At 64.5% G+C, this 26,411-nt stretch carries 23 protein-coding genes; 10 read left to right on the top strand and 13 right to left on the bottom strand.

The window, feature by feature from the left end:
- The first annotated feature begins 95 nt into the window (after window positions 1–95).
- From NYR54_RS13235 to NYR54_RS13215, 5 genes are all read left to right on the top strand, one after another.
- On the top strand, window positions 96–482 hold the full coding sequence (locus NYR54_RS13235) for a YciI family protein (RefSeq protein ID WP_261516156.1): 387 nt from the start codon (window positions 96–98) through the stop codon (window positions 480–482).
- The gene (locus NYR54_RS13230; protein ID WP_261516155.1) at window positions 479–1,744 is read left to right on the top strand and encodes an RNA polymerase sigma factor; all 1,266 of its coding nucleotides are present in this window, start codon (window positions 479–481) and stop codon (window positions 1,742–1,744) included. The genes NYR54_RS13235 and NYR54_RS13230 overlap by 4 nt, the downstream gene beginning before the upstream one ends.
- Before the next feature lie 31 nt (window positions 1,745–1,775).
- Window positions 1,776–2,498: a DUF899 domain-containing protein gene (locus NYR54_RS13225; protein WP_261516154.1), complete on the top strand. Its 723-nt coding sequence runs from the start codon at window positions 1,776–1,778 to the stop codon at window positions 2,496–2,498.
- 216 nt (window positions 2,499–2,714) lie between these two features.
- Window positions 2,715–3,140: a VOC family protein gene (locus tag NYR54_RS13220; protein WP_261516153.1), complete on the top strand. Its 426-nt coding sequence runs from the start codon at window positions 2,715–2,717 to the stop codon at window positions 3,138–3,140.
- A 265-nt stretch (window positions 3,141–3,405) separates the two neighbouring features.
- The gene (locus NYR54_RS13215; protein ID WP_261516152.1) at window positions 3,406–3,864 is read left to right on the top strand and encodes an FKBP-type peptidyl-prolyl cis-trans isomerase; all 459 of its coding nucleotides are present in this window, start codon (window positions 3,406–3,408) and stop codon (window positions 3,862–3,864) included.
- A 48-nt stretch (window positions 3,865–3,912) separates the two neighbouring features.
- Here NYR54_RS13215 and NYR54_RS13210 read toward each other — a convergent pair whose 3' ends face one another.
- The gene (locus tag NYR54_RS13210) at window positions 3,913–4,320 is read right to left on the bottom strand and encodes a VOC family protein (protein ID WP_261516151.1); all 408 of its coding nucleotides are present in this window, start codon (window positions 4,318–4,320) and stop codon (window positions 3,913–3,915) included.
- A gap of 72 nt (window positions 4,321–4,392) precedes the next feature.
- On the opposite strand from NYR54_RS13210, the gene NYR54_RS13205 reads away from it, so the two are divergent.
- A complete protein-coding gene (locus NYR54_RS13205) occupies window positions 4,393–4,986 on the top strand; it encodes a TetR/AcrR family transcriptional regulator (protein WP_261516150.1) in 594 nt (197 codons plus the stop codon).
- 56 nt (window positions 4,987–5,042) lie between these two features.
- On the opposite strand, the gene NYR54_RS13200 is transcribed toward NYR54_RS13205, so the two are convergent.
- The 6 genes from NYR54_RS13200 to NYR54_RS13175 form a co-directional block, all read right to left on the bottom strand.
- Window positions 5,043–5,327, bottom strand: a complete 285-nt coding sequence (locus NYR54_RS13200; protein ID WP_261516149.1) for an HlyU family transcriptional regulator — start codon at window positions 5,325–5,327, stop codon at window positions 5,043–5,045.
- A gap of 149 nt (window positions 5,328–5,476) precedes the next feature.
- On the bottom strand, window positions 5,477–5,896 hold the full coding sequence (locus tag NYR54_RS13195; protein ID WP_261516148.1) for a secondary thiamine-phosphate synthase enzyme YjbQ: 420 nt from the start codon (window positions 5,894–5,896) through the stop codon (window positions 5,477–5,479).
- A gap of 46 nt (window positions 5,897–5,942) precedes the next feature.
- Complete coding sequence (locus tag NYR54_RS13190; protein ID WP_261516147.1) at window positions 5,943–6,236, bottom strand: GYD domain-containing protein; 294 nt, start codon at window positions 6,234–6,236, stop codon at window positions 5,943–5,945.
- A 242-nt stretch (window positions 6,237–6,478) separates the two neighbouring features.
- Window positions 6,479–8,476, bottom strand: coding sequence for an RNA polymerase sigma factor RpoD (rpoD, locus tag NYR54_RS13185; RefSeq protein ID WP_261516146.1), 1,998 nt, complete (start codon window positions 8,474–8,476; stop codon window positions 6,479–6,481).
- A 318-nt stretch (window positions 8,477–8,794) separates the two neighbouring features.
- A complete protein-coding gene (dnaG, locus tag NYR54_RS13180; protein ID WP_261516145.1) occupies window positions 8,795–10,696 on the bottom strand; it encodes a DNA primase in 1,902 nt (633 codons plus the stop codon).
- Window positions 10,697–10,812: 116 nt separating this feature from the next.
- Complete coding sequence (locus NYR54_RS13175) at window positions 10,813–13,029, bottom strand: putative bifunctional diguanylate cyclase/phosphodiesterase (RefSeq protein ID WP_261516144.1); 2,217 nt, start codon at window positions 13,027–13,029, stop codon at window positions 10,813–10,815.
- Between the two features lie 151 nt (window positions 13,030–13,180).
- Here NYR54_RS13175 and NYR54_RS13170 point away from each other — a divergent pair, with 151 nt between their 5' ends.
- Entirely contained in the window at window positions 13,181–14,146 is a 966-nt protein-coding gene (locus NYR54_RS13170; protein ID WP_261516143.1) for a hypothetical protein, read from the top strand.
- Window positions 14,147–14,265: 119 nt separating this feature from the next.
- Here NYR54_RS13170 and NYR54_RS13165 read toward each other — a convergent pair whose 3' ends face one another.
- On the bottom strand, window positions 14,266–14,715 hold the full coding sequence (locus NYR54_RS13165) for a GatB/YqeY domain-containing protein (RefSeq protein WP_261516142.1): 450 nt from the start codon (window positions 14,713–14,715) through the stop codon (window positions 14,266–14,268).
- Between the two features lie 290 nt (window positions 14,716–15,005).
- Here NYR54_RS13165 and carA point away from each other — a divergent pair, with 290 nt between their 5' ends.
- Entirely contained in the window at window positions 15,006–16,205 is a 1,200-nt protein-coding gene (carA, locus tag NYR54_RS13160; protein ID WP_261516141.1) for a glutamine-hydrolyzing carbamoyl-phosphate synthase small subunit, read from the top strand.
- 69 nt (window positions 16,206–16,274) lie between these two features.
- Here carA and NYR54_RS13155 read toward each other — a convergent pair whose 3' ends face one another.
- From NYR54_RS13155 to NYR54_RS13135, 5 genes are all read right to left on the bottom strand, one after another.
- Complete coding sequence (locus tag NYR54_RS13155) at window positions 16,275–17,942, bottom strand: TadE/TadG family type IV pilus assembly protein (protein WP_261516140.1); 1,668 nt, start codon at window positions 17,940–17,942, stop codon at window positions 16,275–16,277.
- A gap of 77 nt (window positions 17,943–18,019) precedes the next feature.
- On the bottom strand, window positions 18,020–18,556 hold the full coding sequence (locus tag NYR54_RS13150; RefSeq protein ID WP_261516139.1) for a DUF2937 family protein: 537 nt from the start codon (window positions 18,554–18,556) through the stop codon (window positions 18,020–18,022).
- A 38-nt stretch (window positions 18,557–18,594) separates the two neighbouring features.
- Window positions 18,595–19,470, bottom strand: a complete 876-nt coding sequence (gene ypfJ, locus NYR54_RS13145; RefSeq protein ID WP_261516138.1) for a KPN_02809 family neutral zinc metallopeptidase — start codon at window positions 19,468–19,470, stop codon at window positions 18,595–18,597.
- Window positions 19,471–19,601: 131 nt separating this feature from the next.
- Complete coding sequence (locus NYR54_RS13140; protein WP_261516137.1) at window positions 19,602–20,213, bottom strand: LysE family translocator; 612 nt, start codon at window positions 20,211–20,213, stop codon at window positions 19,602–19,604.
- A 668-nt stretch (window positions 20,214–20,881) separates the two neighbouring features.
- Window positions 20,882–21,814 (bottom strand): OmpA family protein, encoded by a 933-nt coding sequence (locus tag NYR54_RS13135; protein ID WP_261516136.1) that lies wholly within the window; start codon window positions 21,812–21,814, stop codon window positions 20,882–20,884.
- Window positions 21,815–22,017: 203 nt separating this feature from the next.
- Between NYR54_RS13135 and NYR54_RS13130 the strand changes: the two genes are divergently transcribed.
- Together NYR54_RS13130 and carB are read left to right on the top strand one after the other, a co-directional pair.
- Window positions 22,018–22,257 (top strand): hypothetical protein, encoded by a 240-nt coding sequence (locus NYR54_RS13130; protein ID WP_261516135.1) that lies wholly within the window; start codon window positions 22,018–22,020, stop codon window positions 22,255–22,257.
- Between the two features lie 240 nt (window positions 22,258–22,497).
- On the top strand, window positions 22,498–25,998 hold the full coding sequence (gene carB, locus NYR54_RS13125; protein ID WP_261516134.1) for a carbamoyl-phosphate synthase large subunit: 3,501 nt from the start codon (window positions 22,498–22,500) through the stop codon (window positions 25,996–25,998).
- Window positions 25,999–26,411 lie beyond the last annotated feature (413 nt).

Genomic DNA, 26,411 nt, shown 5'->3' with positions numbered 1-26,411 from the left:
AACCGCACGCTTCCCAACCCTTCCGACAAAATCCTCGCCGCCACTGTCGGATTGGGGCATTGTTGAGCGTCTTCCATTCGAAAAGGGTGAACCAGATGCTCTACGCCATTCTCTGCTACCACGACGAGGATGTGGTGGCGTCCTGGAGCAAGGCCGAGGACGACGCGGTCCTCGCCAAGCGTAAGCGTGTCCAGAAGGACTTCATCGAGCGCGGCAAGATGGGGCCGGCCGTCCGGCTGGTGCCGACGACCGGCGCCACCACCATCCGCGGAGCCGGCAGCGAGCAGGTTGTGCTCGACGGCCCCTTTGCCGAGACCAAGGAACAGCTTCTCGGCTTCTATCTCGTCGACTGCGAAAACCTCGACGAAGTGATCGATTTCGCAAAGCGCCTCAAGGAAGGCGAAAGCTGCACCTTCGAGATCCGCCCCGTGCGGCTTTTCGAGAAGGGCGTGATCCCAGAGCTTTCGGAAGCAACGGCATGACGGACCTGGCCTGGATCGAGACCGCATTGGTAGGCGCCCGCCCGCAGGTGATGGGCGCGCTCCTGCGCTATTTCCGCGATCTCGACCGGGCGGAAGAAGCCTTTCAGGAAGCCTGCCTGCGCGCCATGAAGACCTGGCCGGTCAAGGGGCCGCCGCGCGACCCCGCCGCCTGGCTCATCTTCGTCGGGCGCAATGCCGAGCTCGACTCGGTGCGCCGCGACAGCCGCAACACCGAACTGCCGGAGGATTCCGCGATTTCCGACCTCGGCGACGCGGAAGCCGACATGGCCGAGCGGCTCGACGACTCGCATTACCGCGACGACATCCTGAGGCTCATGTTCATCTGCTGCCATCCGGACCTGCCGGCCACGCAGCAGGTGGCGCTCGCGCTGCGCATCGTGTGCGGGCTTACCGTGCGCGAGATCGCGGCCGCCTTCCTGGTCAACGAGAAGGCGATGGAGCAGCGCATCACCCGCGCCAAGCGCCGCATCATGGCCGCGGACGTGCCCTTCGGGGCGCCGGGCGCGGCCGAGCGCGCCGAACGGCTCGCCGCCGTCGCCGCCATGATCTATCTGATCTTCAACGAAGGCTATTCGGCAAGCGGCGGAGAGGAGCATGTGCGCGCGCCGCTCTGTGTCGAGGCGATCCGGCTTGCCCGCCTGCTTCTACGCCTCTTTCCAGCCGAACCCGAAGTCATGGGCCTTCTTGCCCTCATGCTCCTGCAGCACGCCCGCACGCCGGCCCGCCTCGATGCAAGCGGCAACATTGTCCTGCTCGAAGATCAGGACCGCAGTCTCTGGAGCCGCGACATGATCGCGGAGGGGCTTGCCCTTGTCGACAAGGCCATGCGGCACCGCCGCCCCGGTCCGTATCAGATTCAGGCGGCCATCGCCGCCCTGCACGCGCGTGCCGCGCGGCCCGAGGATACGGACTGGCGCGAGATCGCCCTGCTCTACCAGATGCTTGAGCGCATGCAACCCTCCCCCGTCGTCACGCTGAACCGCGCCGTTGCCGTCTTCAAGGCGGAAGGGCCCGAGGCCGCGCTCGCCCTCGTCGAGCCCTTGGCCGACCGGCTTTCCGGCTATTTCTATTTCCACGGCGTGCGCGGCGCGCTGCTCAAGGAGCTCGGCCGCAAGGCGGAGGCCCGCGTCGCCTTCGACAAGGCCATCGCCCTTGCCCGCACCCCCGCCGAGGCGGCCCACATACGCCAGCACATCGACCGCCTCATGAAAGAAGGCAAGACGAAGGAAGCTGCCGGATAGTCAGCTTCGTAAGAAGGGAGGAGGAAGAAAGATGGAACATCGGATCGCAACACGGCAGGAGTGGCTTGCCGCGCGCAAGGCGCTTCTGGAAAAGGAAAAGCAGCTCACCCGCCTGCGCGACCAGATCAATGCCGAGCGACTCGCCCTGCCCTGGGTGAAGGTCGAAAAGGAATATGTCTTCGACACCGTCGGCGGCCCGAAGACGCTTGCCGACCTCTTCGAGGGCCGCAGCCAGCTCCTTGTCCAGCATTTCATGTTCGGCCCCGACTGGGAAGCGGGCTGCGTAGGCTGCTCCTTCGGCGCCGACCACGCGGACGCCGCCTACCAGCACCTGAAGCACCATGATGTCACCTATGTCGCCATCGCCCGCGCCCCCATCGAAAAGCTCGAAGCCTACCGCAGGCGCATGGGCTGGCGCTTCAGCTTCGCCTCATCCTACCGCAACGACTTCAATTACGATTTCCACGTCTCCTTCCCGAAGGAAGCGCTGGAGAACGGCAAGGTCTTCTACAATTTCCGGGAAATCGACGGGAAGGACGCCTATGACGAGCTGCCGGGCGCGAGCGCATTCTATAAGGATGCGGACGGCACCGTGTATCACACCTACTCGCAATATGCCCGCGGCGGCGAGGAGGTGCTCAGCGCCTACATGCTGCTCGACATGGCCCCTTTGGGCCGCAACGAAACGGCGCCGGGTCTGATGATGGGCTGGGTAAAGCGCCACGACGAATATCCGGAGGAAGCAGGGGCCTGACGCGAGGCCGGCAGCGGGCGATGGCTGCCCTGGCCTCACTCGAAAATCGGCGCGAGCCGGGCCAGCACTTCGTCCATGATCGCCTGCGGCACGCTTTCCACCTTGCGCGTACAAGCGCGCCTCTGTGAATTTTCCGGCCTGTCGGATTCCCGTGCTGCCGTTCGTCCTCGGCTAAGGTCCGGCAAGCGGACCTCATGCAAAACCCTGGAGGAAGACATGTCGGAAACCTCGCCGATCCAGATCGCCCCTGGAGAAACCGGAGAACCGCGCGGCGGCGTGATCTCTTACCTGATGGTGGAGGGCGCCAGGAAGGCGGCCGCCTTTTACGAGAATGCGTTCGGCGCGAAGGAGGTCGCCAGCTATCCGGAGGACGAGCAGGGCCGCACCATGTACCTCCACCTCTACATCAACGGCGGCTCCGTGATGATGAGCGACCCCTATCCCGAATACGGCCAGCCGGCCGCCAAGCCTGCCGGCGTCACGCTCACCCTCTGCGTCGATGATGTGGACTTCTGGTGGAACCGGGCCTCGAAGGCCGAGGGCATGGAGATCGTCATGCCGCTTGAAAAGATGTTCTGGGGCGACCGCTACGGCCAGCTTCGCGATCCCTTCGGCTTTGAATGGGCCATTGTCGGCAAATAGCGCCGGCCCTTCGCGAAAAATTTCACGCTCAGGGCTTTACCTCCCTGAGCGCCGCCCTAGCCTTATCGGATGCTGTAGCGAACCCCGGTTTGCAACGGCTGGTGGCCGGTGCGGATTTGGAGCAGAGATGCGACAGATCCGCACCGGAACCAAGAGCGGATTTTTCGGCTGGAGTTCCCAGTTCCGGCGGCGATCGTCAGATCGGTGCTCGAACTGGTAAAGACCCGCCCGGCGGGTCTTCGGCCGACGCGAAGGGAGAGGCATGATGAGGCAGGCCAAGACCGGCGATGTCGTTCGCGTCCACTACACGGGGCGGCTCACTGACGGGACGGAATTCGATTCTTCGCAAGGCCGCGAACCGCTCGAGTTCCAGGTGGGAAGCGGCCAGATCATCCCCGGCCTGGAAAAGCACGTCGAAGGTATGGAAGTCGGACAGAAGTCCACGGTGACGGTGCCCGCGGAGGAAGCCTACGGCGCGCGCGACGAGCGCCAGGTGCAATCCGTCCCGCGCGACTCGTTGCCGGACGATCTCGATCTCGAGCTTGGCAGCCGCCTTACCGCAACCACGCGGGAAGGCCGGCAGATCCCGCTCACCGTGATCGATCTCGACGAAAACCAGGTGACCGTCGACGCAAACCACCCGCTAGCGGGCCAGGACCTGATCTTCGATCTGGAGCTGGTGGAGATCGTCGGCTCCGAACCCGGCGAGACGTTCGGCCGCTAAGCGCGTCCCCTCTCCCTCTAGGCCCACCCGTAGCCTGGCGGGCAGCGGTTACCTGTATTGCGCGGCGAATGCGGGCGACGGCGGGATGGGCTTGATCACATCGATCAGGACGCCGTTCGGATCGGACGTGATGAAGTGGCGCTGCCCGAATTCCTCGTCGCGCAGGTCGAGAAGGATCGGCAGGCCCGCGGCCCTCGCCCGCTGGTACTCGGCATCGGCATCCTCCACCTCGAAGTTCAGTATCAGCCCGGCTACCCGCCCCCTGCCCGGTTCCGGGATGGTCTCATGAGTTCCTTCAAGAATGGCCAGATTGACGCTCTCGTCCTCGCGCGACTGAAGATGCACATACCAGTCGCTCTCAAACCTCGTCTCGAAGCGGAAATGCTCGCGCCAGAAGGCGGCGGTGCCCGCCACATCCCTCGTCAGAATCACTGGATAATAGCTGGTGGTCTTCATACCGGGCTTCCGTTCCCTTCCGAAGAAACATACATTCTGAATGTATCAGTAATTAACATGCAGGCTGCATGTATGCAACAACGAACCGTCCGGCGTTCTAACCGTGAACGCTCTGATGAAACCCGTGAGAAGCTGATCGAAGCGGCACGCCAGCTCTTTGTGGAGAAATCCTATGCGGAAACGAGTACGCCGGAAATCGTCGCCGCGGCGGGACTGACACGCGGCGCGCTCTACCATCACTTCGCTGACAAGCAGGCGCTCTTCAAGGCCGTGGTCGAGCGCGAGGCGCAACGGGTGGCCGAAGAAATCGAAAGACAAGCCGGCAGAGCGTCCTCACCGGCCGAAGCACTGACCCTCGGCGGTGATGCGTTCCTGGCGGCAATGGCTGTGCCGGGCCGCACCCGCCTGCTTCTGCTCGACGGGCCGGCGGTGCTCGGGCGCGCCGTAATGGACGAAATAGACGGACGGCACGGCAACCGCACGCTGCGGGACGGCTTGGCGGCTGCGATGCAGGCAGGCGCCGTTCGTGCTCTGCCGCTGGAGCCGCTTACAGCCCTTCTGGCCGCCGCCTATGATCGCGCGGCGCTAGCAATCGAAACGGGAGCGGATGCGGAAAGCTTTCGTACGGTTCTCGCCGCGCTCATTCGCGCGCTAGGCAGGAATTGACAGTAAGCGGCTTCATGAACTGCCGAGTTTCAAGTCCCGCCTCCAATCATCGTCCTTTACCGGAAGATCGCGTCGCCCTGCTCGTCGATGATCTGCTTGCCCTTGCGCACCGCATGCTCGGCGGCGAGGTCCGGGCTCGGGAAGCGGTCGGCGCGCACGAAGCGATGCTCCTTCGTCTCCCCGTCCACAGTCTTGGAGATGACCCCGCAGGTCTGGTACTGCCCGTCCTGGCGGAACGGCGTGGCACGAATGGTGAAGCCCTTGTGTTCGGCCGGCTGGCCGACCGTCTCCGCCTCACCGTCCTTGCCTCCGCCGCCGAAAAGCCGTTTCAGAAATGACATGGTTCTCTCCCTTGCCCATCGCAGGAACCTAGCGCAGTTCCAGAAAAAGTGGCTACCGGTTTTCCGCAATCAAAACGTTAGACAATCCCGGCATTTCCACGAAACGCCTGGTTATCTAGCGCGGATGCGCGCGGGCGGCCAGTCCGGCCTCAACTCAGATGCAGCACCACCTCGCGCCTGTGCGGACGCGCACGGTGCTCGAACAGATAGATACCCTGCCAGGTGCCGAGAAGCATGCGCCCGCCCGCGACTGGGATCCCGATTGAGGTCTGGGTCAGTGCTGCCTTGATGTGCGCGGGCATGTCGTCCGGCCCTTCCAGGCGGTGTGTGATCCAGCCCATGGATGGGTCGTCCGATGGCGGTACCAGCCGGCGGAAAAACGCTTGGAGATCGCGCTGCACATCCGGGTCCGCGTTTTCCTGGATGATCAGCGAACAGGACGTATGACGGACAAAGACCGTCAGAAGCCCCTCCTCCGCCTTGCACCGGCGCACGAAATCCGCCGCCTCCTCGGTGAATTCGTAGAGGCCGGCTCCGGAGGTGGCGATTGTCAGGCGCGTCTGGGCCATGCCCCGGTCGTGCATCGCGACGACGCGCCTGTCAAGGCGGGCACCGTCAGCCCAGTGAACGGATGATCTCGCGGTATGCGTCCTCGGGGAACGCCTTCAGCGTGCACGTCTTCACGTAGCCCTGAGCTCCAAGTGTGAGGGAAAAGCGGGCCGCAACAGCGTCATCCGGGGCTTCGCAAATGGCAACCAAGTCGTATGCGCCCATGGTCAGGTAGAAGCCTTGAAACGAGCCGCCCATTTCCTGAAGCAGAGCCTTCGCCGCATCGAGCCGCCGCGGCGACTCGCGCACGCTCTTCATGCCCTGTTCCGTCCAGGTCACAAGTACAATGTAAGTGGTCACGACACACCTCCTCCGGCGCCGTGACGCAGAATAATCCTCCCTCAGGCGCCGGTCTTCGCCCCGCGCCGGATCGAACTATGAACCTGCCGCCTTGCGACCGCAAGGCGTGATGGAAACCGCATCATCCCGGGTTGAACGGAGCCAGCATGAAGCAAAAACCCGGCCGAAGCCGGGTTTTTGTTTCTAGGTCATTTCGCAATTCCGGACGGAAAACCGGTATCCGCTTTTCCGGGAATCGCTCCTTAGCTGTCGAGGAAGGAGCGCAGCTTCCGGCTGCGGCTCGGGTGCTTGAGTTTTCTCAGCGCCTTCGCCTCGATCTGGCGGATGCGCTCGCGCGTCACCGAGAACTGCTGGCCCACCTCTTCAAGCGTATGATCGGTGTTCATGCCGATGCCGAAGCGCATTCTGAGCACACGCTCCTCGCGCGGCGTAAGCGAAGCGAGCACCCGCGTCGTCGTCTCGCGCAGGTTCGCCTGGATCGCCGCGTCGATCGGCAGGATCGCGCTCTTGTCCTCGATGAAATCGCCGAGATGTGAATCCTCCTCGTCGCCCACGGGCGTCTCGAGGCTGATCGGCTCCTTGGCGATCTTCAGGACCTTGCGCACCTTCTCGAGCGGCATGGCGAGCTTCTCGGCCAGCTCCTCCGGTGTCGGCTCGCGGCCGATCTCGTGCAGCATCTGCCGGCTCGTGCGCACGATCTTGTTGATCGTCTCGATCATGTGCACGGGAATGCGGATTGTGCGGGCCTGGTCGGCGATCGAGCGCGTGATCGCCTGCCTGATCCACCAGGTCGCGTAGGTCGAGAACTTGTAGCCCCGGCGGTACTCGAACTTGTCCACGGCCTTCATCAGGCCGATATTGCCTTCCTGAATAAGATCAAGGAATTGCAGGCCGCGGTTCGTGTACTTCTTCGCAATGGAGATGACAAGCCGCAGATTGGCCTCCACCATCTCCTTCTTGGCGATGGCCGCCTCGCGCTCGCCCTTCTGCACCTGGTTGACGATGCGGCGGAACTCGCCGATCGAAATGCCGGTCTCCTGGGCGAGGTTCTGGATTTCGGAGCGCAGGGCCTCGATCGTGTCGGCCTCGTTCTTGACGAACTCCTTCCAGCCCGGCTCGGGAAGCTGCGCCACCTTCTCCGCCCAGTTCGGATCGAGCTCGGAACCCTGATAGGCCTTCAGGAAATCGTCGCGCTTGACGCCGTAGCTCTCGGCAAGCCTCAGCAGCCGGCCCTCGTTCTGAACCAGCCGCTTGTTGATGTCATAAAGCTGCTCGACCAGAGTCTCGATGCGCTGGTTGTTGAGCGAGAGCGACTTCACCGCCTTGATGAGGTCGTCCTTCAGCTCCTTGTAGCGCCGCTCCTGACCGGCCGAAAGCTTCTCCGCATCGGCAAGACTCGACTCCACCTTCTGGTCCTGCAGCTTGCGCAGCTTGGCGTAGGTGTCGGCGATGAAGTCGAGGGTCTCCATGACGGAGGGCTTGAGCTCCGCCTCCATCGCGGCGAGCGACAGATTGGTCTCGTCCTCTTCCTCCTCGTCGTCCTCGGTCTGCGCCTGCCCGCCGACATTGGTGATGTCGTCGTCATCCTGCCGCGCACGCCGCGGGCTGTCCTCGGCGGGCTTGGCGTTCTCGTCGGGCCGGGGCACGATGGGCGCCTGCTTGGCCTCGGGGCCGGCATAGGTGGCCTCAAGGTCGATGATCTCGCGCAGCAGGATCTTGCCCTCGTTCAGCTCATCGCGCCAGATGATCAGCGCCTGGAAGGTCAGCGGGCTTTCGCAAAGGCCCGCGATCATGGTCTCGCGGCCGGCCTCGATGCGCTTGGCGATGGCGATTTCGCCCTCGCGCGAAAGAAGCTCCACCGAGCCCATCTCGCGCAGATACATGCGAACCGGGTCATCCGTCCGGTCGGTCGGTTCCTTCTTGGCGACCGTCGTGGGCAGGCCACCGCCGACCTCGGCAAGATCGGTGCTGTCCTCGCTGTCGGGCTCGGTCTCCTCGGCCGCCTCATCGTCCTCGACGACATTGATGCCCATGTCGGAAAGCATGGCCATCGTGTCCTCGATCTGCTCCGACGAGACCTGTCCCGAAGGAAGCACGGCATTCAGCTCGTCCATCGTGACGTAGCCGCGCTTCTTCGCGAGCTTGATCATTTTCTTGACTGCGTCGTCGGAAAGGTCGAGCAGCGGACCGTCGCTGCCCTCGCGCTCGATTTCGACCTCTTCCTTCTCTTTCGTCGCCATATTTCTGCCTTCTCCAACCGCACCGCAGCAGGAACGGTGACCCTGCCGCCACCGATCCACAACTTCGCTGGCTCTAGTCGCGCCGCGTTAAAGCCCGATTAACCCTGGGCATACGAACTGACTGAACATCTATGGCGTTCTTGGCGCCTTTCCATATCATCCGGCGGCATCAACTGTCATATGGGGTCCCTCCTGCCGGGACCCGAGTCGAATCGACCCTGATTCCTTCAAACCGCGCCGAGGTCAAGCCGCTCTGCCATGATTCGCATCAAAAAAGCGAATCGCGGCCTCTTTCGCCGTCAATCCGCTCCTGCATTGCTAAGACCGCCCAACGCGCCCGGAAAGCAGTCCGAACCCTTCGATGAGCGCTTCCGCCGCCTGTATGTTGCGCAGTTCCGCCTGTATCTCCACGAGGCGGCGGTAATTCTCCTCAGTGGGTTCCTCGGCGAGCGCCCGCTCGGCCGCTTTGAGCTCCCTATTTAGGGTGCCCGCGCTCAAGTGCAAGTGCAGCGCCTGCAGGAACGCCTCGCGCGCATCCTCCAGCGCTGCCTCAGGTAGGGCCGGCCACTGATTCGCACGCCGCACCAGCATCTCGGCCCGCTCGTAGACCGCCTCCAGGCCCGCATTCGCGATCGCCGCCTTCAGCGCGCCGCGCTCGTGCGAGGCATCATGGGCGAGCGCGTCGAACAGCACCTCCCGCAGCCGCCTCAGGTCGGCGCTCTCCAGCGTCAGCTTCTCCACCTGGTCGAAATACTCGTCGAGCAGGAGGGGATGGTTGACGAGGGCCACCATGATGGCCGCCTCGCGAAGCGGCATAATGCCGCCCGAGCCCTTCACCAGGGCCGAACGGGCGAGGCTCTCGGAAACCGCCAGCCTGCCGGGCACGCTGCCGTATCGGCCCCGCTGCTGGGAGAAGCCGCCACGCGACCGGGGCTGGGCCGGCCCGAAGTGGCTCTGCACGCGCTCGCGCAGCTCCTGGGCATAGTGGCGCCGCACGCTTTCGTCGCGGATGCGTGAGGTGAGAGCGCGCAGGTTCTGCTCCAGTTCGGCGCGCCGTTCCGGCGTGTCGAAGCTGCGGCCGGCGGTCTCGCGCATCCACAGGATGTCCGCCAGCGGCCGCGCCGCCGCGATCAGCCCGTCCATCGCCTCCCGGCCCGCCTCCCGCACCAGATCGTCCGGGTCCTTGCCTTCGGGCAGAAGGGCGAAGCGCAGGGAGCGGCCGGGCCGCACCATAGGCAGCGCAAGGTCCGCCGCCCGCCACGCCGCGCGCAGGCCCGCATCGTCGCCGTCGAAGCACAGTACAGGCTCGCCCGCCATGCGCCACAGGAGTTCGAGCTGGTTTTCCGTCAGCGCGGTGCCGAGGGGCGCAACGGCATTCTCCACCCCCGCCTGGGCGAGCGCGATCACGTCCATATAGCCCTCGACCGCGATCACCGTGCCGTCGCGGGCCGCCTTTCTGGCGCGCGCATGGTTGTAGAGCACATTGCCCTTGTGGAAGAGCTCCGTGTCGGGCGAGTTCATGTACTTTGCCGGCACGTCGGCAGAAAGCGCCCTGCCCCCGAAAGCGATGACGCGCCCTCGCGTATCCTCGATGGGAAACATGATGCGCCCGCGGAACCGGTCGAAGGAGACGGGAATGTCCGGCCCGCTCACCACCAGACCGCACGCCTCTATCTGCGCTTTCGTGATCCCCTTTCCGGCCAGGAATTCCTTCAGCGCGTTGCGGCTGTCCGGCGCGTAGCCCAGCCGGAACGCCTCCTGCGTGGCGGCACTGATGCCGCGTCCGCGCAGATAGGCCCGCGCCTCTGCGCCCTGTGGCCCGTGCAGGCAATCCTGGAAGAACCGGGCGGCGAGTTCCATGACATCCGTGAGGCTCGCGCGCTGCTGCTCCCTGCGTTCGGCCTCCGGGTCGGGCGCGGGCATGGGAATGCCCGCCATCGTGGCCACCCGCTCCACGGCTTCCGGAAAGCTCAGGCCATCAAGCTCGGTCAAAAAGCGGAAGTGATCGCCCGAAGCCCCGCATCCGAAGCAGTGATAGCGCCCCTTGCGGTCCTCGCAATGAAAACTCGGCGTCTTCTCCCCATGGAAGGGACAGCAGGCCCAGTAGTCGCCCCGCGCCGCATTCGTCTTGCGCTTGTCGAAGGTGACGCGGCTGCCCACCACCTGGCTTATGGGCACGCGATCTCTGATCTCGTCGAGAAAACTGTTGGAAAAGCGCATGGGCCCGGAGTTCTCCGCTGTCCGTCCATATCCGACTCGCCGCTTCTTCGCGAGTCGCGATTGCCGCCATGCCCGCTTTTCACAGCCGGGTACGCCCCGCCCTGCGCCGGCCGTTCTCAGGCCACGCTCGCCACCGCGGAGAGTTTCCTTCTTGTGACCCCGAGAAGGGAATCGATCTCGTCGAGCGGAAGCGCCGGCGAGAAGAGGAAACCCTGCAGCTCGTCGCAACCGGCCTGCGTAAGCTGATCGCGCTGCTCCTGGGTTTCCACGCCCTCGGCTGTCGTGCGAAGCCCCCTCGCATGGGCTAGATGGATCATCGCCTGCACGATCGCCTCGTCGCCGCCCAGGCGCCCGAACCCGTGGACGAAACTGCGGTCGATCTTGATCCGGTCGACCTGAAGCTGCTTCAGGCGGCCGAGCGAGGAAAACCCGGTGCCGAAGTCGTCGAGCGCGATCTTCACACCCAGCTGCCGCAGCGCCTTGATATTGAGCTCGCTCTGACCGTCGGCGTCGGAGAGCACGCTTTCGGTGATCTCAAGTTCAAGTCGTCCCGGGTCCATGCCGCATTCGCCGAGGATGGCAGCCACCCTGGCCGCATAGCCGGGTTTGCACAGCTCGATCACCGACGTATTGACCGAGAGGATCACGTCCCTCCAGATTGCGCCGGCCTTGCAGGCCTCCCGCAGCACCCGCTCGCCGAGTGCCTCGATCAGCCCCGTCTCCTCGGCCACGGACACGAACACCGATGGCGAGAGCCAGCCCTTGGACGGATGCCTCCAGCGCAGCAGCGCTTCCACGCCGGTGATCCGCAGGTCGGTTGCGGCATAACGGGGCTGGTAATAGATCGTGATCTCGCCGGACCGCTCCAACGCCTTCCGCAGGTCGTGCTCAATCTCACGCCGCGTCCTGAGCATGGCATCCATGGCCGAGCCGAAGATCGCGTAGCGGCTTCGGCCTGTGCTTTTGGCATGGTAGAGAGCAATGTCGGCCTTGCGGGTGAGTTCCGTCCGTTCCTCCCCATGCGTGGGTGCGAAAGCCACGCCAATGCTCACGCCGGAGAAGACCTGCTGGCCTTCGACCTCAAAGGGCCGGCGCATCGATTCGATGATCCGCTCGCACAGTATTTCCACCTCCTCCGCCTGCCGCAGCTCCGGCACGATCACGATGAACTCGTCGCCGCCTATGCGAGCAATCGTGTCGCGCTCGCCCGTGAGCCGCTTGAGCCGTTCCGCCAGTTCCTTGATCACCAGGTCGCCCGCGGGATGGCCGAGCGTGTCGTTGACCTGCTTGAAACGGTCGAGGTCGAGGAAGAGCAGGGCCGCCATTTTTCCCGTCCCCTGGAGCTGACGGAGCGTGGCGTCGAACCGTTCGTTGAAAAGCGCACGGTTGGGCAGGCCGGTAAGCGGGTCGTGCAGCGCGAGATACTGCATCCTCGCCTCGCTCTGCGCCAGCTTCCTGGACCGCTGATTGAGCACTAGGAGCAGCACGGCGACTGTAAGCAGCACCAGAACGAGAATCACCATAAGCACCGGCGCAACGCTGAAAAGCATCTCTATGCCCGGCCGATACGGCTGCCAGATGAAAAAGCCGACCACCTCGCCGGAGGCAGTCGCGAAGGACAGGCTTGTCTCTCCCTCCTCGGCCCGGCCGGTCCATGTGAAGCGCATCCCCTCGAACAGGTAGTCCTTCTCGAGCTCCGTCAGGAAGTCGCCGTCTAGAAACCGCACGGCCACATGCAGATATTCCTCGCCGGGCGTTTGCCTGATCTTGCCGGTATCGGAAATGATCGGCTTGACGCTGACGATGGCCGGATGACGGTCGACCACCATCAGGTCCGTTACCCCGGGGCTTAGGAAACGGCCGCTCACACCCTCCCTGTCTCCGGCGCGCATCTTCTTGCGCATCGCCTCCAGCAGCGGCGTGATGGAGCGGGCGAGCGCGGCGAAGCCGTCGCTTGCCGTGCGCGCGTTTGCGGAAAAGCCGGCAACGAGCTCGTTCTTCGAATCGAGGATGTAGGCTGCGTCATGGCCGAAATAGGTGTGCATCCAGCTCCCGAGATTATCGTCGATCCATTCCAGATCCTTGCCCGCCCTCACATACTCGACGGCATCGTCCCAGACCGTGACGCTTTCCTGCTGGTAGGCGATCGACTCCTGCATACGGGAGATGACCAGTTGCATGAGCCGTTCCTGCCGCTCCATCGCGACCCGGTCGGCCTCCTGGCTGGACCATAAGAGAAGACCTATCACCGCAAAGCTCGCGGCCGCGACCGCCGCGAAAACCGGAATGACGACCTTTATGGCAAAAGAATTGAACAACGCGGAAAGCCGCATACCCTGCACCCCCTTGTGGCGGCGCACCGTGGGGCGAAATGTTTAAGCTTGGATTGATTGATTGTTACGGTTTCAAATCAGTTCGACGGTCCATCCGCGAAATTTTGCCGCGATTCCGTTCGCGCGATCCTGTCCTAAGGAGGAAGGAGGCATGGAGGACATCACAGAGGGTTTTCGGGTGGGGGAACGGCTGATCCCCTGGGGCACGACGCGCGAACAGGCGGTGCGGATGCTCGGACTTGGCGAGGGAGCCCTTCGGCGTTACGAGATCAGCCTGCCCTGCCCCTTCGCCTATGGGCTACCCGCCCTGTCCGTCCGGTTCTCCGGCCCCGCTGCCGATCGCCCGGTCCTGAATGCGACCTATGACCTCGCCGATATCGGTGGTCTTCGCCCTGTCGATTGGGCCGACGCGGTGGAAAGCCTGCTCGGTTCCCCGGGAAAGATCAGCCGTCACGAGCCGTCCGGTTCCGCCCCCGCGGAGAATACGGTTGTCCTCAATGCGGATTGGTCGCGGGGTGACGTTCGCCTGGGAATGTGGATTTACGGCGCCCCTCACTCCACAGACCGCGGCCGGTCCGTCGGATCAGTGCAGCTCTCCTGGCGGGAGGAAGTGGCGGCCGAGCCCTATCTTGCCGAATGGATGGCACAGTGCGAGCGGCTTGCCGAGGCCGCGGCGACGCTCTCCGGCATTCAGGTGTACGCGCTCGACTGGCCCGCGAGCCCCCGCTATGGCTATGGCCTGAGCGGCAAGGATGCCGACACGCAGCAAAGGGTGCGCTTCCTCAGGCACTCGCTCCACGCACCGGAAGTGCTTACCACACCGTCACAGGTCGCCCGCCGCCTCAGCCCCTCGCAATTTGCGGTCTGGACCAGCCGCTCCGGAGAACTCTGGGCCGCCTCCACCCGGTGGGACACACGGGCTTTCCCCATCGGCAAGCCCGTCACGATCGATAGGGTTGAGATTCTTCCCGCCAAGGGTGCGGGTTACTCCGCGCTTGAGATCGGCCCTTGGTATGTGAGGTCCCATCAGGGATCGCGCGAAATCGCCCGGGCGGCAGAGCAGATCGGCTCGTTTCCCGGCGTAAGGATAGAGCGCCACGAAGCCTACGATTGCTGAGGCGGCCGCCGCCCTCCTCGACCCCGCGAAGTGGAGTGAAGGAAGGTGGCTCGGGCGAAGCCCGCGACGGTGAGGGGGTAAAAAGGCTGCGACAGCCCTATGCAACCGCCAGCCGGTTGCTACTGCAGCATGTCCTTGACGATGCCGCTGGCCTTGCCGAGGTCCATCTGGTCGGGGAACTTTTCCTTGAGCGCGTTCATGCAGCGGCGCATGTCGCGCAGGCTCCCGGCCCCCACCTCGTGCACCACCTGCTCGCAGGCCTTCCGCATGGCATCGTCACCGAGCGGCTTGGGCAGGAGGCCGGAGATGATTTCGATCTCCCGGCGCTCGGCCGCGGCCTCCTGCGGGCGATTGCTTTCCTCGAATTGGCGTGCCGATTCCTTGCGCTGCTTCACCATCCGAACGAGGATTTCCCTGATCTCCTCGTCGCTTACGGGGTCGCGCCCCGCATTGCGGGCGGCCGAATCGCGGTCCCTGATCGCCGCCTGTATCAGGCGCAGGGTGGGAATGCGCTCCTTGTCCTGAGCTTCGATCGCGGCTTTCAGCGCCTGGGCGATTTTTTCGCGCATGGCGTTTGAGTCTCCCGTCACAAATGCGACCATAATGCTGGCAGCCTACCGATGCAAACCGCTTTTCTCACGCTAACTGCCTGAAAATGTTTGCTATCTCGCTCCGCACGCAACAGGGGAAGAATCAGCTGCGTCGATTGCGCCCTATTGCCCGCGCTCATGATGACCGTTAAATGTCCCTTGCGAGCGGCAGGCCGCATCTGCCGGTGGTTCGCATGTGCCGCGCCATATGGCGCGGTTATGGGTGTCTTTCAAGCCCGGCCGGAGCAACCGAGATATGGAGTTTTTGCATGGCTGAGACTGAGCCATGGAGCGTGCGCGGGCCGACAGCGCTGCTGGTTCTGGCTGACGGCACGGTGTTCGAGGCGAACGGCCTCGGTGCAACCGGCCATGCCGTCGGGGAGCTGTGTTTTAACACCGCGCTCACCGGCTATCAGGAAATCCTCACCGATCCCTCCTATGCCGGGCAGATCGTCACCTTCACCTTCCCGCACATCGGCAATGTCGGCGCCAACAGCGAGGACATAGAGGACCTCAATCCTGCCGCCCGGGCCGGCGCCGTGGGCGCGGTCTTCCGCGCCGATGTCACCGCACCCTCCAACTACCGCGCGGCCGAACATCTCGACGCGTGGCTGAAACGGCGCGGCATCGTCGCGCTTTCCGGCATCGACACGCGCGCGCTCACGGCGCTCCTGCGTGAAAAGGGTGCGGCGAACGCGGTGATCGCCCACTCGCCCGACGGCCGCTTCGACGTGGAGGCGCTGAAAAAGGAGGCGCGCAGCTGGAGCGGCCTCGTTGGCCTCGATCTTGCCAGGGAAGTCACCTCCGGCCAGTCATCCACATGGACCGAGACGCCCTGGGTATGGAGCGAGGGCTACGGCACGGCCGGCGAGACGCCGCTGCACATCGTGGCCATCGACTACGGCGTCAAGCGCAACATCCTGCGCATGCTGTCGAGCCTCGGTGCGAAGGTGACCGTGGTGCCCGCCACCGCGACCGCGGAGGACATCCTGGCCATGAAGCCGGATGGCATCTTCCTCTCCAACGGCCCCGGCGATCCTGCGGCCACCGGCGAATACGCCGTGCCCACGATCCGCGCGCTGCTCGAGACCGGCATCCCCATTTTCGGCATCTGCCTCGGCCATCAGATGCTGGCCCTCGCGCTCGGTGCCAAGACCGTCAAGATGCATCAGGGCCATCACGGCGCCAATCACCCGGTGAAGGACTTCACCACCGGCAAGGTCGAGATCGTTTCGATGAACCACGGCTTCGCAGTGGACTCCAAGTCTCTGCCCGAAGGCGTTGAAGAGACTCACGTTTCCCTCTTCGACGGCTCGAACTGCGGCATCGCCCTTACCGGCAAGCCGGTCTTCTCCGTGCAGCATCACCCCGAGGCCTCTCCCGGCCCGCAGGATTCGCACTACCTCTTCCGCCGCTTCGTCAATCTGATCCGCGAGCGGAAGGGCGAGCCCGCACTCGCCGAGCGCTGACACAAAGCCGAGCGCTGACACAAAAAAGAAGGGGCGGCTTGTCCGGCCGCCCCCAAGTTTCACCATGCGTCAGGACGAAAGGCGCAGTTTGGTGATTCCGTCACGGATATCTTTGAAGACCGCATCGAGCTGGCTGCGCGAGGGCGTGTCGAAATAGTGCGCCGGTGAGCTCGCGCAGTCGCGCAGCATCTGGCCCGTCGCCACATCCGGCTCCTCGAGGCGGATCGTGTAGATCTGATAGCCCCACTTTTCCTTGGCGTTGGTGCAGGCCTGAAGGGTCTTTTCGTTCATGAGCTGGTTCGTCAGCTTGTCGTTGCCGCTCTTCACGCCAAGCCGCCCGTCCACCAGATAGCCGAAGCTGGAGTAGGTCGAGCCCAACGCATTGGAGGTGTTGCCGAACACGTTCGCGCCGTCGCTCAGCACGATCATGATCTTCTCGAGCCCCCGCACATCCGCCGGGTTCTTGCCCTCGGTGAAGGGCGGATGCGGCGACAGCACGCGCATGCCCCAGGCCACGCCTTCCATGATGTTCGTGTTGCCCTGCGCCGTGAAGCTGCGGACCTTGCGCTTCAGATCCTCATAGTCGTTCGACAGCGGCGTGATCGGCTGGGCATAGCAGCCCCGATTGGGCCCTCTCCCGCCGCGTATGTCCTTGCCGAAGGGCGGCGCTGCAAAGCCGTTCTCGCCAACCACCGCGTTGCCGCCCGGCAGATCCTTGATCCGCTTGCTGCCCACGATCGCCTTGGCCTGGTTGACGAGCCCGTATTTAAGAAGCCGGAGGGCCCGCGCGTCGGGCGAATTGTCCAGCGGATTGTCGTCATACGACTTCGCATAACCCAGATAGTCGTTGCTGTAGTAGTTCCACCAGCTCGATTCGGGTTCGTCTATGGCGAAGGCCGGCACGAACAGACTCGCCGGGTCGTTCTTCACTGGCGGCGTGTCTTCCACCGCATGATCCTTGCCGCCGGAAGAAATGCGCGTCTCCACGCATCCGCCCCACTCCTGCCCCAGATTCGCGATGACGTCGAAGCGGCTCACACCGTTCACGAGATCGATCTGCGGAATCGGGCTCATGCCATCCAGATCCAGCCAGTCGGCACCGGTTCCGATAATGCGCCGCTTCTTCGAATCGTAGCGCGGCCCGAACTGAGGCCCCACATTGACGAAGGAGGAAAACGGAACGAGCGCGAACTTCAGCCTGTCGCGGTCGTCCACGCGTGCGGAAAGATCGTCGATCAGCCCGATCACCGCATCCTTCATGGCCTGGAGCTTTCCGCCCTGCATGGAGCCGGTCGTATCCAGCACCAGCGCGATCTCGTAGGAAGCGAAGGCCATGTCGGCCGTGGAAGCCGCCCGCACCGGCCATTTGTCGTAGCCGAACAGCCCGCCGAAGGCGAGCGGCACGGACGTTCTGGCCGAAAGCGTCACCGCCGTGCCGTTGCGCACCACCTGCATGTCGGTGAAGGCATTGGCGAGGTTTCCAGTGAGATATGCGTTTGCAATCTCCCGCGCCTCGGCGTCGGAAATCTTGTCGCCCCTCTGCGCCACCGCCAGCACCGCAGCATCAAGCGCCTGCTGGAGCTCGACCCGTATGCGGCTCGTGTTGGCATAATCGACCGCCAGCCCCGCCGCCCCCATGATGGGAACGGCCGCCAGCGCCGTCAGCATTGCGAAATTGCCCGCCCGATCGCCCGTAAAGGCGCCGAGCGCCTTCTGCATAATGCCCCTGAGTTTCATCGCCCCCGCGTCTCCATTGGACACGGGCGACCCTATCATCGGCGGTTTAAAGCGCGTTTAAGCGGATATTTTCAATTCTAACGATTGCCGGGCCGCGTGAAACGCTCACCGTACCGCCCCGGTCGCCGCGACGCGCGCCGCCTGAAGGGAAAAGCCGCCAGCCGGAACACGCCGAAGCCGGAAAGAAGCCCGACCGCCGTCCATGCCAGCCCGTGCGCCGTCAGGGGCACGGCTGGCTCGAAGTTCCTCACCGTTCCCTCCAGCACCGCCTGGTCGGGCGCGGCGATCACCGCCAGCGGGCGAAGCACGGGCGGCAGTTCGCCGAGCCGTTCCGACTGATAACGAAGACGCTCGAAACGCGCGATGGTGCGGCGTATGGACTGTCCACGGTCGCGAAGGAAGGGCTCCTCGGCCTGATCGTGCAGCGCCAGCGCCTCCTCCCGCCTGAGATTGTTGCGCGCCGCATCCGCATCGAAATCCGCCACCACATGGGCAACCTCCTCGAGCGCGCCTCCCAGTCTCTGCCGGTACTGCTGCGCCAGCTCGGGCGCCTGCGAAGCCACTGCTCCGCCCGCGAGCGAGACGATGAGCGCGCCGACGGTTGCCGCCTTCATGCGCTTCTCACGGCCTCAACGCCCGGCCGGTGCATGCCTCACACGTCCCCGCTGAACGTGTCGCAATCGGCCAGCCGCCCGCTCTCCAGCCCGCGCGCGAACCACCGCTGCCGCTGCTCGGACGTGCCGTGGTTGAAGCTGTCGGGCACCACATAGCCCTGAGCGCGCTTCTGCAGCGTGTCGTCGCCGATCTGGAAAGCCGCATTCAGCGCCTCCTCGACATCGCCTTCCTCGAGCAGTCCTTTCTGCGCCGTGTGGTGCGCCCAGATTCCGGCAAGGCAGTCCGCCTGCAGTTCCACTCGCACGGACATGGCATTCGCCTCCCCCTGGCTCATTTGTGACCGCATCCGGTTGAAGCGCGGCAGCACGCCCATCAGGTTCTGCACATGGTGGCCCACCTCATGGGCAATCACATAGGCCTGCGCGAAGTCGCCGGCGGCCTCGAAGCGGCGCGCGAGTGCATTGAAGAAATCAAGGTCTAGATAGACCTGCCGGTCGCCGGGACAGTAGAAGGGGCCGGTTGCCGCCGATGCGGAGCCGCAGGCCGACTCGACAAACTCCGAAAACAGCACCAGACGGGGCTCGACATAGCGCACCCCCTGTCCGGCAAAAATGCCTTGCCAGACATCCTCCGTCTCCGCCAGCACCACGCCCACGAACTCGGTGGTCTCATCATTGGCCGTCTGCTGCCCTGTGGTCACGCCCGGTCCTCCGGCCAGCATTTCAAGCGGATCGATGCCCAGCGCCCTCATGCCGAAAAACAGCACCACGAGGATGATGAGGGTCGACAGCGACATCCTGCCGCCGCCCCGCCCCACGGGAATGCGGATCGGCATGCCGCGTCCCATTCCCGGAAAACCTGCCCGGCGGCGGTCCTCGACATTGCTGCTTTGACGGCGGCCTCTCCAGCGCATGAAATCGCCTATCCTCTGTCCGCGATGCGGCCGCTGATCCTCAGCGCGCGCAAATCAGTCTCAACAGAATAGTGGAAACCGCGGGCGAAATCATGTCCCGCGCGTTTCGCCGCCCGCGCCCGGCCGGGCCTTCATCGTTCCGAGAGAGCCAGCCTCGCTCCGAGCGCCACAAAGGCGGCCGCGAAAGTGCGCCGCATCCAGGCAAGTACCCGCGGCCTCGAGATGATCTGGTTGCGAATGGCCGCCGCGAAGAAGCCGTAACCGGTGAAGATGACAAAGGTCAGCGCCATGAAAACGGCGCTCATCTCCAGCATGCGGCTGAGGGCATCGGGCTCGGTGCTTGCCACGAATTGCGGCAGGAAGGCGAAGAAGAAGATGGAAAGCTTCGGGTTCAGGACATTGACCAGAACGCCCGTGACGATCACCTGCCTTGCGGACTGCGGCGCAGCATTCTCCTCGACCCGCAGCGCCCCCTGCTCCCTGAGGGTCTTCCAGGCCATGTAGAGCAGATAGGCGACACCGAGATATTTCAGCACCTGGAAGGCGACGGCGCTCGTATGCAGCAGGGCGGCTAGACCGGTGATGGCCGCCGCCATATGCGGCACGATTCCCAATGTGCAGGCAAAGGCCGCCACCACGCTCGCCCGCGCACCGCGCGAAAGCCCCGCCGCCAACGTATAGAGCACGCCGGCTCCCGGCGAGACGACCACGATCAGCGAAGTGAGCAGGAATTCCGGGCTCATTGAGGGTCCCCGAGCTTGCGTGCCAGCCCCAATACGTGGAGGACCAATCTTTATCGATAAGTCGTCCAAACCGCTAGACTTGATCCGGGAGGCGTACTCGATAAAGTCAGCTTAAGGCGCATTAGACTCTGTTGAGCGATCCGCCAGATGTGTCGTTGGCGCAAACGCCAGTTCCTCGGGATCAATGATGTGAACAGAAGCGTCGGTCCTCGCGAACTCGGCGACTTCTGGCTTGCAGCGGTTACGGCTCGATAACACAGCCATAGGTGATGACGAACGATGGCGAAGGCTAGTCCAGTTCGCGTCGCAACCGTCCGCAGCTCCCTTTCCTTAGCGATAAAGCGACCAATGGCGCACGCCTTTTACAATCACGACTAATACAGAGCTGTCCGGTGGCACCGGCAGCGGTCTTATCGACGTGCCTTTCGCATCCGGCTTTCGTGAGTTGGGTTGGGAAAACGCAGCTTTCCGGCTGTTTCAGATTTCTCCAGCCAGAACCCCGCAAGCCCTTGCGACTTACGGGGGTGGCAGAAAATTCAAGTACAAGCCAACATTTCAGTTAAGAGCTGGGCTTGCGCGGTCCTACTTCCGTATGCGCCGCGCGGCATACATCAGCACCGATTACCGGTTGCCAGGGGGACGGGCAGGCGGCCCCTCCCCTCGGCAATCTACCGCTCTACCAGCTCTACGCGGCGGTTTTCCGCCCGTCCGGCTTCCGTGCGGTTACTGGCGACCGGCGAAAGGAACCCCGCGCCCGCCGGCGTCAGCCGCTCGGCGGCGATGCCGTAGGTGCTGGTGAGTTCCGCCACGATCGCCTGCGCGCGCCGCATGGAGAGATCGAGATTGTATTCCATGCTGCCTTGATTGTCGGTGTGGCCGACGACTAGGATCTTCAGTTCCGGATTGCTCTTCATCAGTTCGGCGATCTGATCGAGCGCCGGGCGGCTCTCCGGCTTGATGTCCGTCTTGTCGGTGTCGAAATGGATGCCGTAGATGGCGATCTTGCCGGTGTCGGAGATGGCTTTCGCCATTTCCTTGGCGTCCACCATGCGGTCCTCCATCTCGCCGGTCTCCACGACGATCACCTGATTGAGCACCTGGCCGTTGTTGATGCTGACCAGAACCGACGCATAGACCGTCGGATCGCCCTTCTTGACGGCGGCGATGTAGCGGAAGTCGTCAAGATTGACGCTCATGAACGGCATCGGCATCACTTCCGTCCCGGAGTAGCGGAAATTGTATCCCCCGCAGTCCTTGTCCCGGCACTTGTAGAGGATTTCGTAGCCGCTCCCCGTCAGTCGGTTCTCGTAGTTGCGCGCGACCTCCAGCACTGAAGGCCCGGGATCCAGCTTGTAGGCGATGCGCACCACGCGGCCTTCGAGCATCATCCCCTCGCCGCGCTCCGCACGCTCGACTGGCCCCGTTGCGATCCAGTACTCGTCGAAATCCTTGGCGTCGTAGTGCGTGATCCAGGAGCCCTCGAAGCGCCCGATATCGGGATAGTCGGCGCTGCCGTCGACATCCGCACCGGCGGCGAAGACCCCGCCTGTCCACAAGAATGCGGCCAGAAACCCTGCGGCTGCGGTTGCCAGTCGGTGCATCGTACCCCCCAGACCAAAGCCTTCCTTTGCTGCCTTCCTTTTAACACAAGCCGGAGAACTGTCGAACACGGCGTGGAAAAAAGCAGGCGGGCGTGTTTTGCCGGCTTCTGCATTTCCGGGCTGCCCGAAACTTGACGCATGTTCTTCTGCAGGCAACTCTGTTTCAAGGTTCTGCCGACCCGTCCAGAAGTGGGTGACGCCCGATGCGCCTCTTTCTCACCTCGCTCGCTTTCGGCCTTGCCGGATTTGTCCTCGTTCCCCTTGCCGTCTTCGTCGTTGGCCTCTTGCTCGCCTATCTGCTCGACCCGCGCTGCGGAACGCCCGGAGATTCGGGCGGCTGCGAGATGGGCATGGCGAGTCTTGCCTTTACCTTGGCGATACCGGGCGCGCTCGGAGGAATCGCCCTTGCCGTCACGCGCCATCTCCGGCGCAGGCGAGGATGAACGGCGCACAGCTTCCGGCCGTTGCCTTTGCTTCCGCCACCTTCGGCGCAGGTGCGGACGGAGCGGCGTTGCCGCAGCCGGCGATCGCGCCGGAAGGTCCGCCGTTGGGTAAACCTGCTTTTTTGGGGTTCCGTCGCCCGGCGTCCTTGCCTATAAGGCCCGCCTAGCCTCAAGGTTTGATTTTTCTCAACGCGCCTCGCGCTCCTGCGCCGGGGCGCGACGCGCACGAACGGACCCTTCATGCCCAAACGCACCGACATCAAGTCGATCCTGATCATCGGGGCCGGCCCCATCGTCATCGGCCAGGCCTGCGAGTTCGACTATTCCGGCACCCAGGCAGTCAAGGCGCTGAAAGCGGAAGGCTACCGCGTCATCCTGGTCAACTCCAATCCGGCCACCATCATGACCGACCCGGAGCTGGCCGACGCCACCTATATCGAGCCGATCACGCCGGAGGTCGTGGCCAAGATCATCGCCAAGGAGCGGCCGGATGCCCTCCTGCCCACCATGGGCGGGCAGACTGCGCTCAACACAGCGCTCTCGCTGCGCCGCATGGGCGTGCTCGAACGCTACGGCGTGGAGATGATCGGCGCCAATGCGGAGGCCATCGACAAGGCGGAGGACCGCGCGCTCTTCCGCGAGGCCATGGCCCGCATCGGGCTTGAGACGCCCCGCTCCATGCTCGCCAACGCCACCGAGGTGAAGGAAGCCGACCGGCAGAAGCACGAGGCCGAGCGTGCGGCCCTGCGCGCCAAATATTCCGGCCCCGAGCTCGACGCAGCGCTCGATGCACTGGAAGCCGAGTGGCAGCGCGGCGAAGGCGACCGCAAGCAGCGCTACATGGCCCACGCCATGGCCGTGGCCGCCCAGGCGCTCGAGCATGTGGGCCTGCCCGCCATCATCCGCCCCTCCTTCACGCTCGGCGGCACGGGCGGCGGCATCGCCTACAACCGCTCCGAATTCTTCGAGATCGTCGAGCGCGGCCTCGACGCCTCCCCCACCACGGAAGTGCTGATCGAGGAGTCCGTCCTCGGCTGGAAGGAATACGAGATGGAGGTCGTCCGCGACAAGGCGGACAACTGCATCATCGTCTGCTCCATCGAGAACGTGGACCCGATGGGCGTACATACGGGCGATTCCATCACCGTCGCCCCCGCGCTGACGCTGACCGACAAGGAATACCAGCGCATGCGCAACGCCTCGATCGCGGTGCTGCGCGAGATCGGCGTCGAGACCGGCGGCTCCAACGTCCAGTTCGCCGTCAATCCGGCCGACGGGCGCATGGTCGTCATCGAGATGAACCCGCGCGTCTCGCGCTCCTCGGCGCTCGCCTCCAAGGCCACGGGCTTCCCCATCGCCAAGGTCGCCGCCAAGCTCGCCGTCGGCTACACTCTGGACGAGCTCGAAAACGACATTACGGGCGGCGCCACGCCCGCCTCCTTCGAGCCCTCCATCGACTACGTCGTCACCAAGATCCCGCGCTTCGCCTTCGAGAAGTTCCCGGGCTCCGAGCCGGTGCTAACCACCGCCATGAAGTCCGTGGGCGAGGTCATGGCCATCGGCCGCACCTTCGCCGAATCGCTGCAGAAGGCCCTGCGCGGCCTTGAGACGGGCCTCACCGGCCTCGACGAAATCGACATCCCCGGCTACGAGCCGGGGGGCGACCCGTCCGAGAACAAGAACGCCATCCGCGCCGCGCTCGGCACCCCCACGCCCGACCGGCTGCGCATGGTCGCCCAGGCGCTGCGCCTCGGCATCTCCGTCGAGGAGGTGCACGCCATGTGCCAGATCGACCCCTGGTTCCTGGAGCAGATCGCCGCCATCATCGCGCTCGAAGAGCGCGTGCGCGAGCACGGCCTGCCGAAGGACGCGGCCAATCTGCGCATGCTGAAGGCGCACGGCTTCTCCGATTCCCGCCTCGCCTCGCTCGCCAGGACCGACGCCGAAGAGGTCCGCAAGCTTCGCGAATCCCTCGGCGTCCACCCGGTCTTCAAGCGCATCGACACCTGCGCCGCCGAGTTCGCCGCCCCCACCGCCTACATGTACTCCACCTACGAGGCGCCCTTCGCCGGCGCCCCCGCCGACGAGTCGCAGGTCTCCGACCGCAAGAAGGTCGTCATCCTCGGCGGCGGGCCCAACCGCATCGGCCAGGGCATCGAGTTCGACTACTGCTGCTGTCACGCCGCCTTCGCGCTTGCCGACGCCGGCTACGAGTCGATCATGATCAACTGCAACCCGGAGACGGTCTCCACCGACTACGACACCTCCGACCGCCTCTATTTCGAGCCGCTCACCCCGGAAGACGTGCTCGAGATCCTCCGCGTCGAGGCCTCGCGCGGCGAGCTCGTCGGGGTCATCGTCCAGTTCGGCGGCCAGACGCCCCTGAAACTCGCCGACAGCCTGGAGCGCGCCGGCATCCCCATCCTCGGCACCTCGCCCGACGCCATCGACCTTGCCGAGGACCGCGACCGCTTCCAGAAGCTCCTGCAGAAGCTCGGCCTCAAGCAGCCGAGGAACGGCATCGCCTACTCCGTCGAGCAGGCCCGCGTCGTGGCCTCCGAGCTCGGCTTCCCGCTCGTCGTGCGCCCGTCCTACGTGCTCGGCGGCCGCGCCATGCAGATCGTCTGGGACGAGGCGCGCCTGCAATCCTACCTGCTCGACACCGTCCCCGGCCTGGTGCCGGAGGAAATCCGCCAGAAATACCCGGCCGACAAGACCGGCCAGATCAACACGCTGCTGTCGAAGAACCCGCTCCTCTTCGACACCTATTTGACCGAAGCCATCGAGGTGGACGTCGACTGCCTCTCCGACGGCGACGAAGTCTTCGTCTGCGGCATCATGGAGCACATCGAGGAGGCGGGCATCCATTCCGGCGACTCGGCCTGCTCGCTTCCCGTCCACTCGCTCTCGCCCGAAATCGTCGACGAGCTCGAACGCCAGACCAAGGCGCTTGCCAAGGCCCTCCATGTCGGCGGCCTCATGAACGTGCAGTACGCCGTCAAGGACGGCGAGGTCTTCGTGCTGGAGGTCAACCCGCGCGCCTCGCGCACCGTGCCTTTCGTCGCCAAAACCATCGGCCGGCCGATCGCCAAGATCGCCGCCCGCGTCATGGCGGGCGAGAGCCTGGCCGACACCTTCGCCGCCTACGGCCGGCTCCCCGATACGCGCGCTCTCGGCCACATCGCGGTCAAGGAAGCCGTCTTCCCCTTCGCCCGCTTCCCCGGCGTGGACATCCTGCTCGGGCCCGAGATGAAGTCCACCGGCGAGGTCATGGGGCTCGACCGCGACTATGCGCTCGCCTTCGCCAAGGCGCAGCTCGGCGCGGGCGTCGATCTGCCCCGCTCCGGCACGCTCTTCGTCTCCGTGCGCGACGAGGACAAGCCGCGCGTGCTGCCGGCCGTCCGCCGCCTGGCCGATCTCGGCTTCAAGGTGCTCGCCACCGGCGGCACGGCCCGTTACTTGCGCGAAAACGGCGTTGCCGCCGAAAAGATCAACAAGGTGCTCGAAGGCCGCCCGCACATCGAGGACGCGATCCGCAACCGCCAGGTGCAGCTCGTCTTCAACACCACCGACGGCCAGAAGGCGGTCTCCGATTCAAAATCGCTGCGCCGCGCCACGCTGATGCAGAAGGTGCCCTACTACACCACCATGGCCGGCTGCCACGCCGTGGTCGAGGCCATCGCCGCGCTCAAGGCGGGGAGCCTGGAGGTGAGGCCGTTGCAGGGGTATTTTGGAGGATAGCGGTTGCGGCCACCCTATCTCCCCCCGTGCGGGGGGTGAGCGGCCGGTTCGCCGAAGGCGAATTCGTCGTGCCAGTGGCACGACGAAAGGCCAGCGAACGCCGGGGAGCTGCCGAAGGCAGCGGGCCCCCGACCGGAAAGGAAAATCAACATCTTAGCCGGAGCGGAGCGGAGGCTAAGTGTTAGATTTTGCAAGAGGGGGGATCGGCGTCCTGCCAGATGGCAAACCGTTTCTGGCGTACCGCCTTGTCCTTCTTTGCGCTCCTTCGCCCCCGTGCGGGTCAGCCAACGCAAATCGGTTGACGCGAGTTCGTGCGGCCTTCACCCTCGCCCTTTGACAAGTTCAGGATGGGGGTGAAGGCCGTATGCACAATCCACAGTGTTGAAGGTCGGCCTACCGTAGGCGTTGACGCT

The organism is Chelativorans petroleitrophicus (assembly GCF_025398195.1).
In the GTDB taxonomy this organism is placed as follows: Bacteria; Pseudomonadota; Alphaproteobacteria; order Rhizobiales; family Rhizobiaceae; genus Chelativorans; species Chelativorans petroleitrophicus.
The sequence above is the reverse complement of the archived record's forward strand: the minus strand, read 5'-3'. Positions and strand labels throughout refer to the sequence as shown.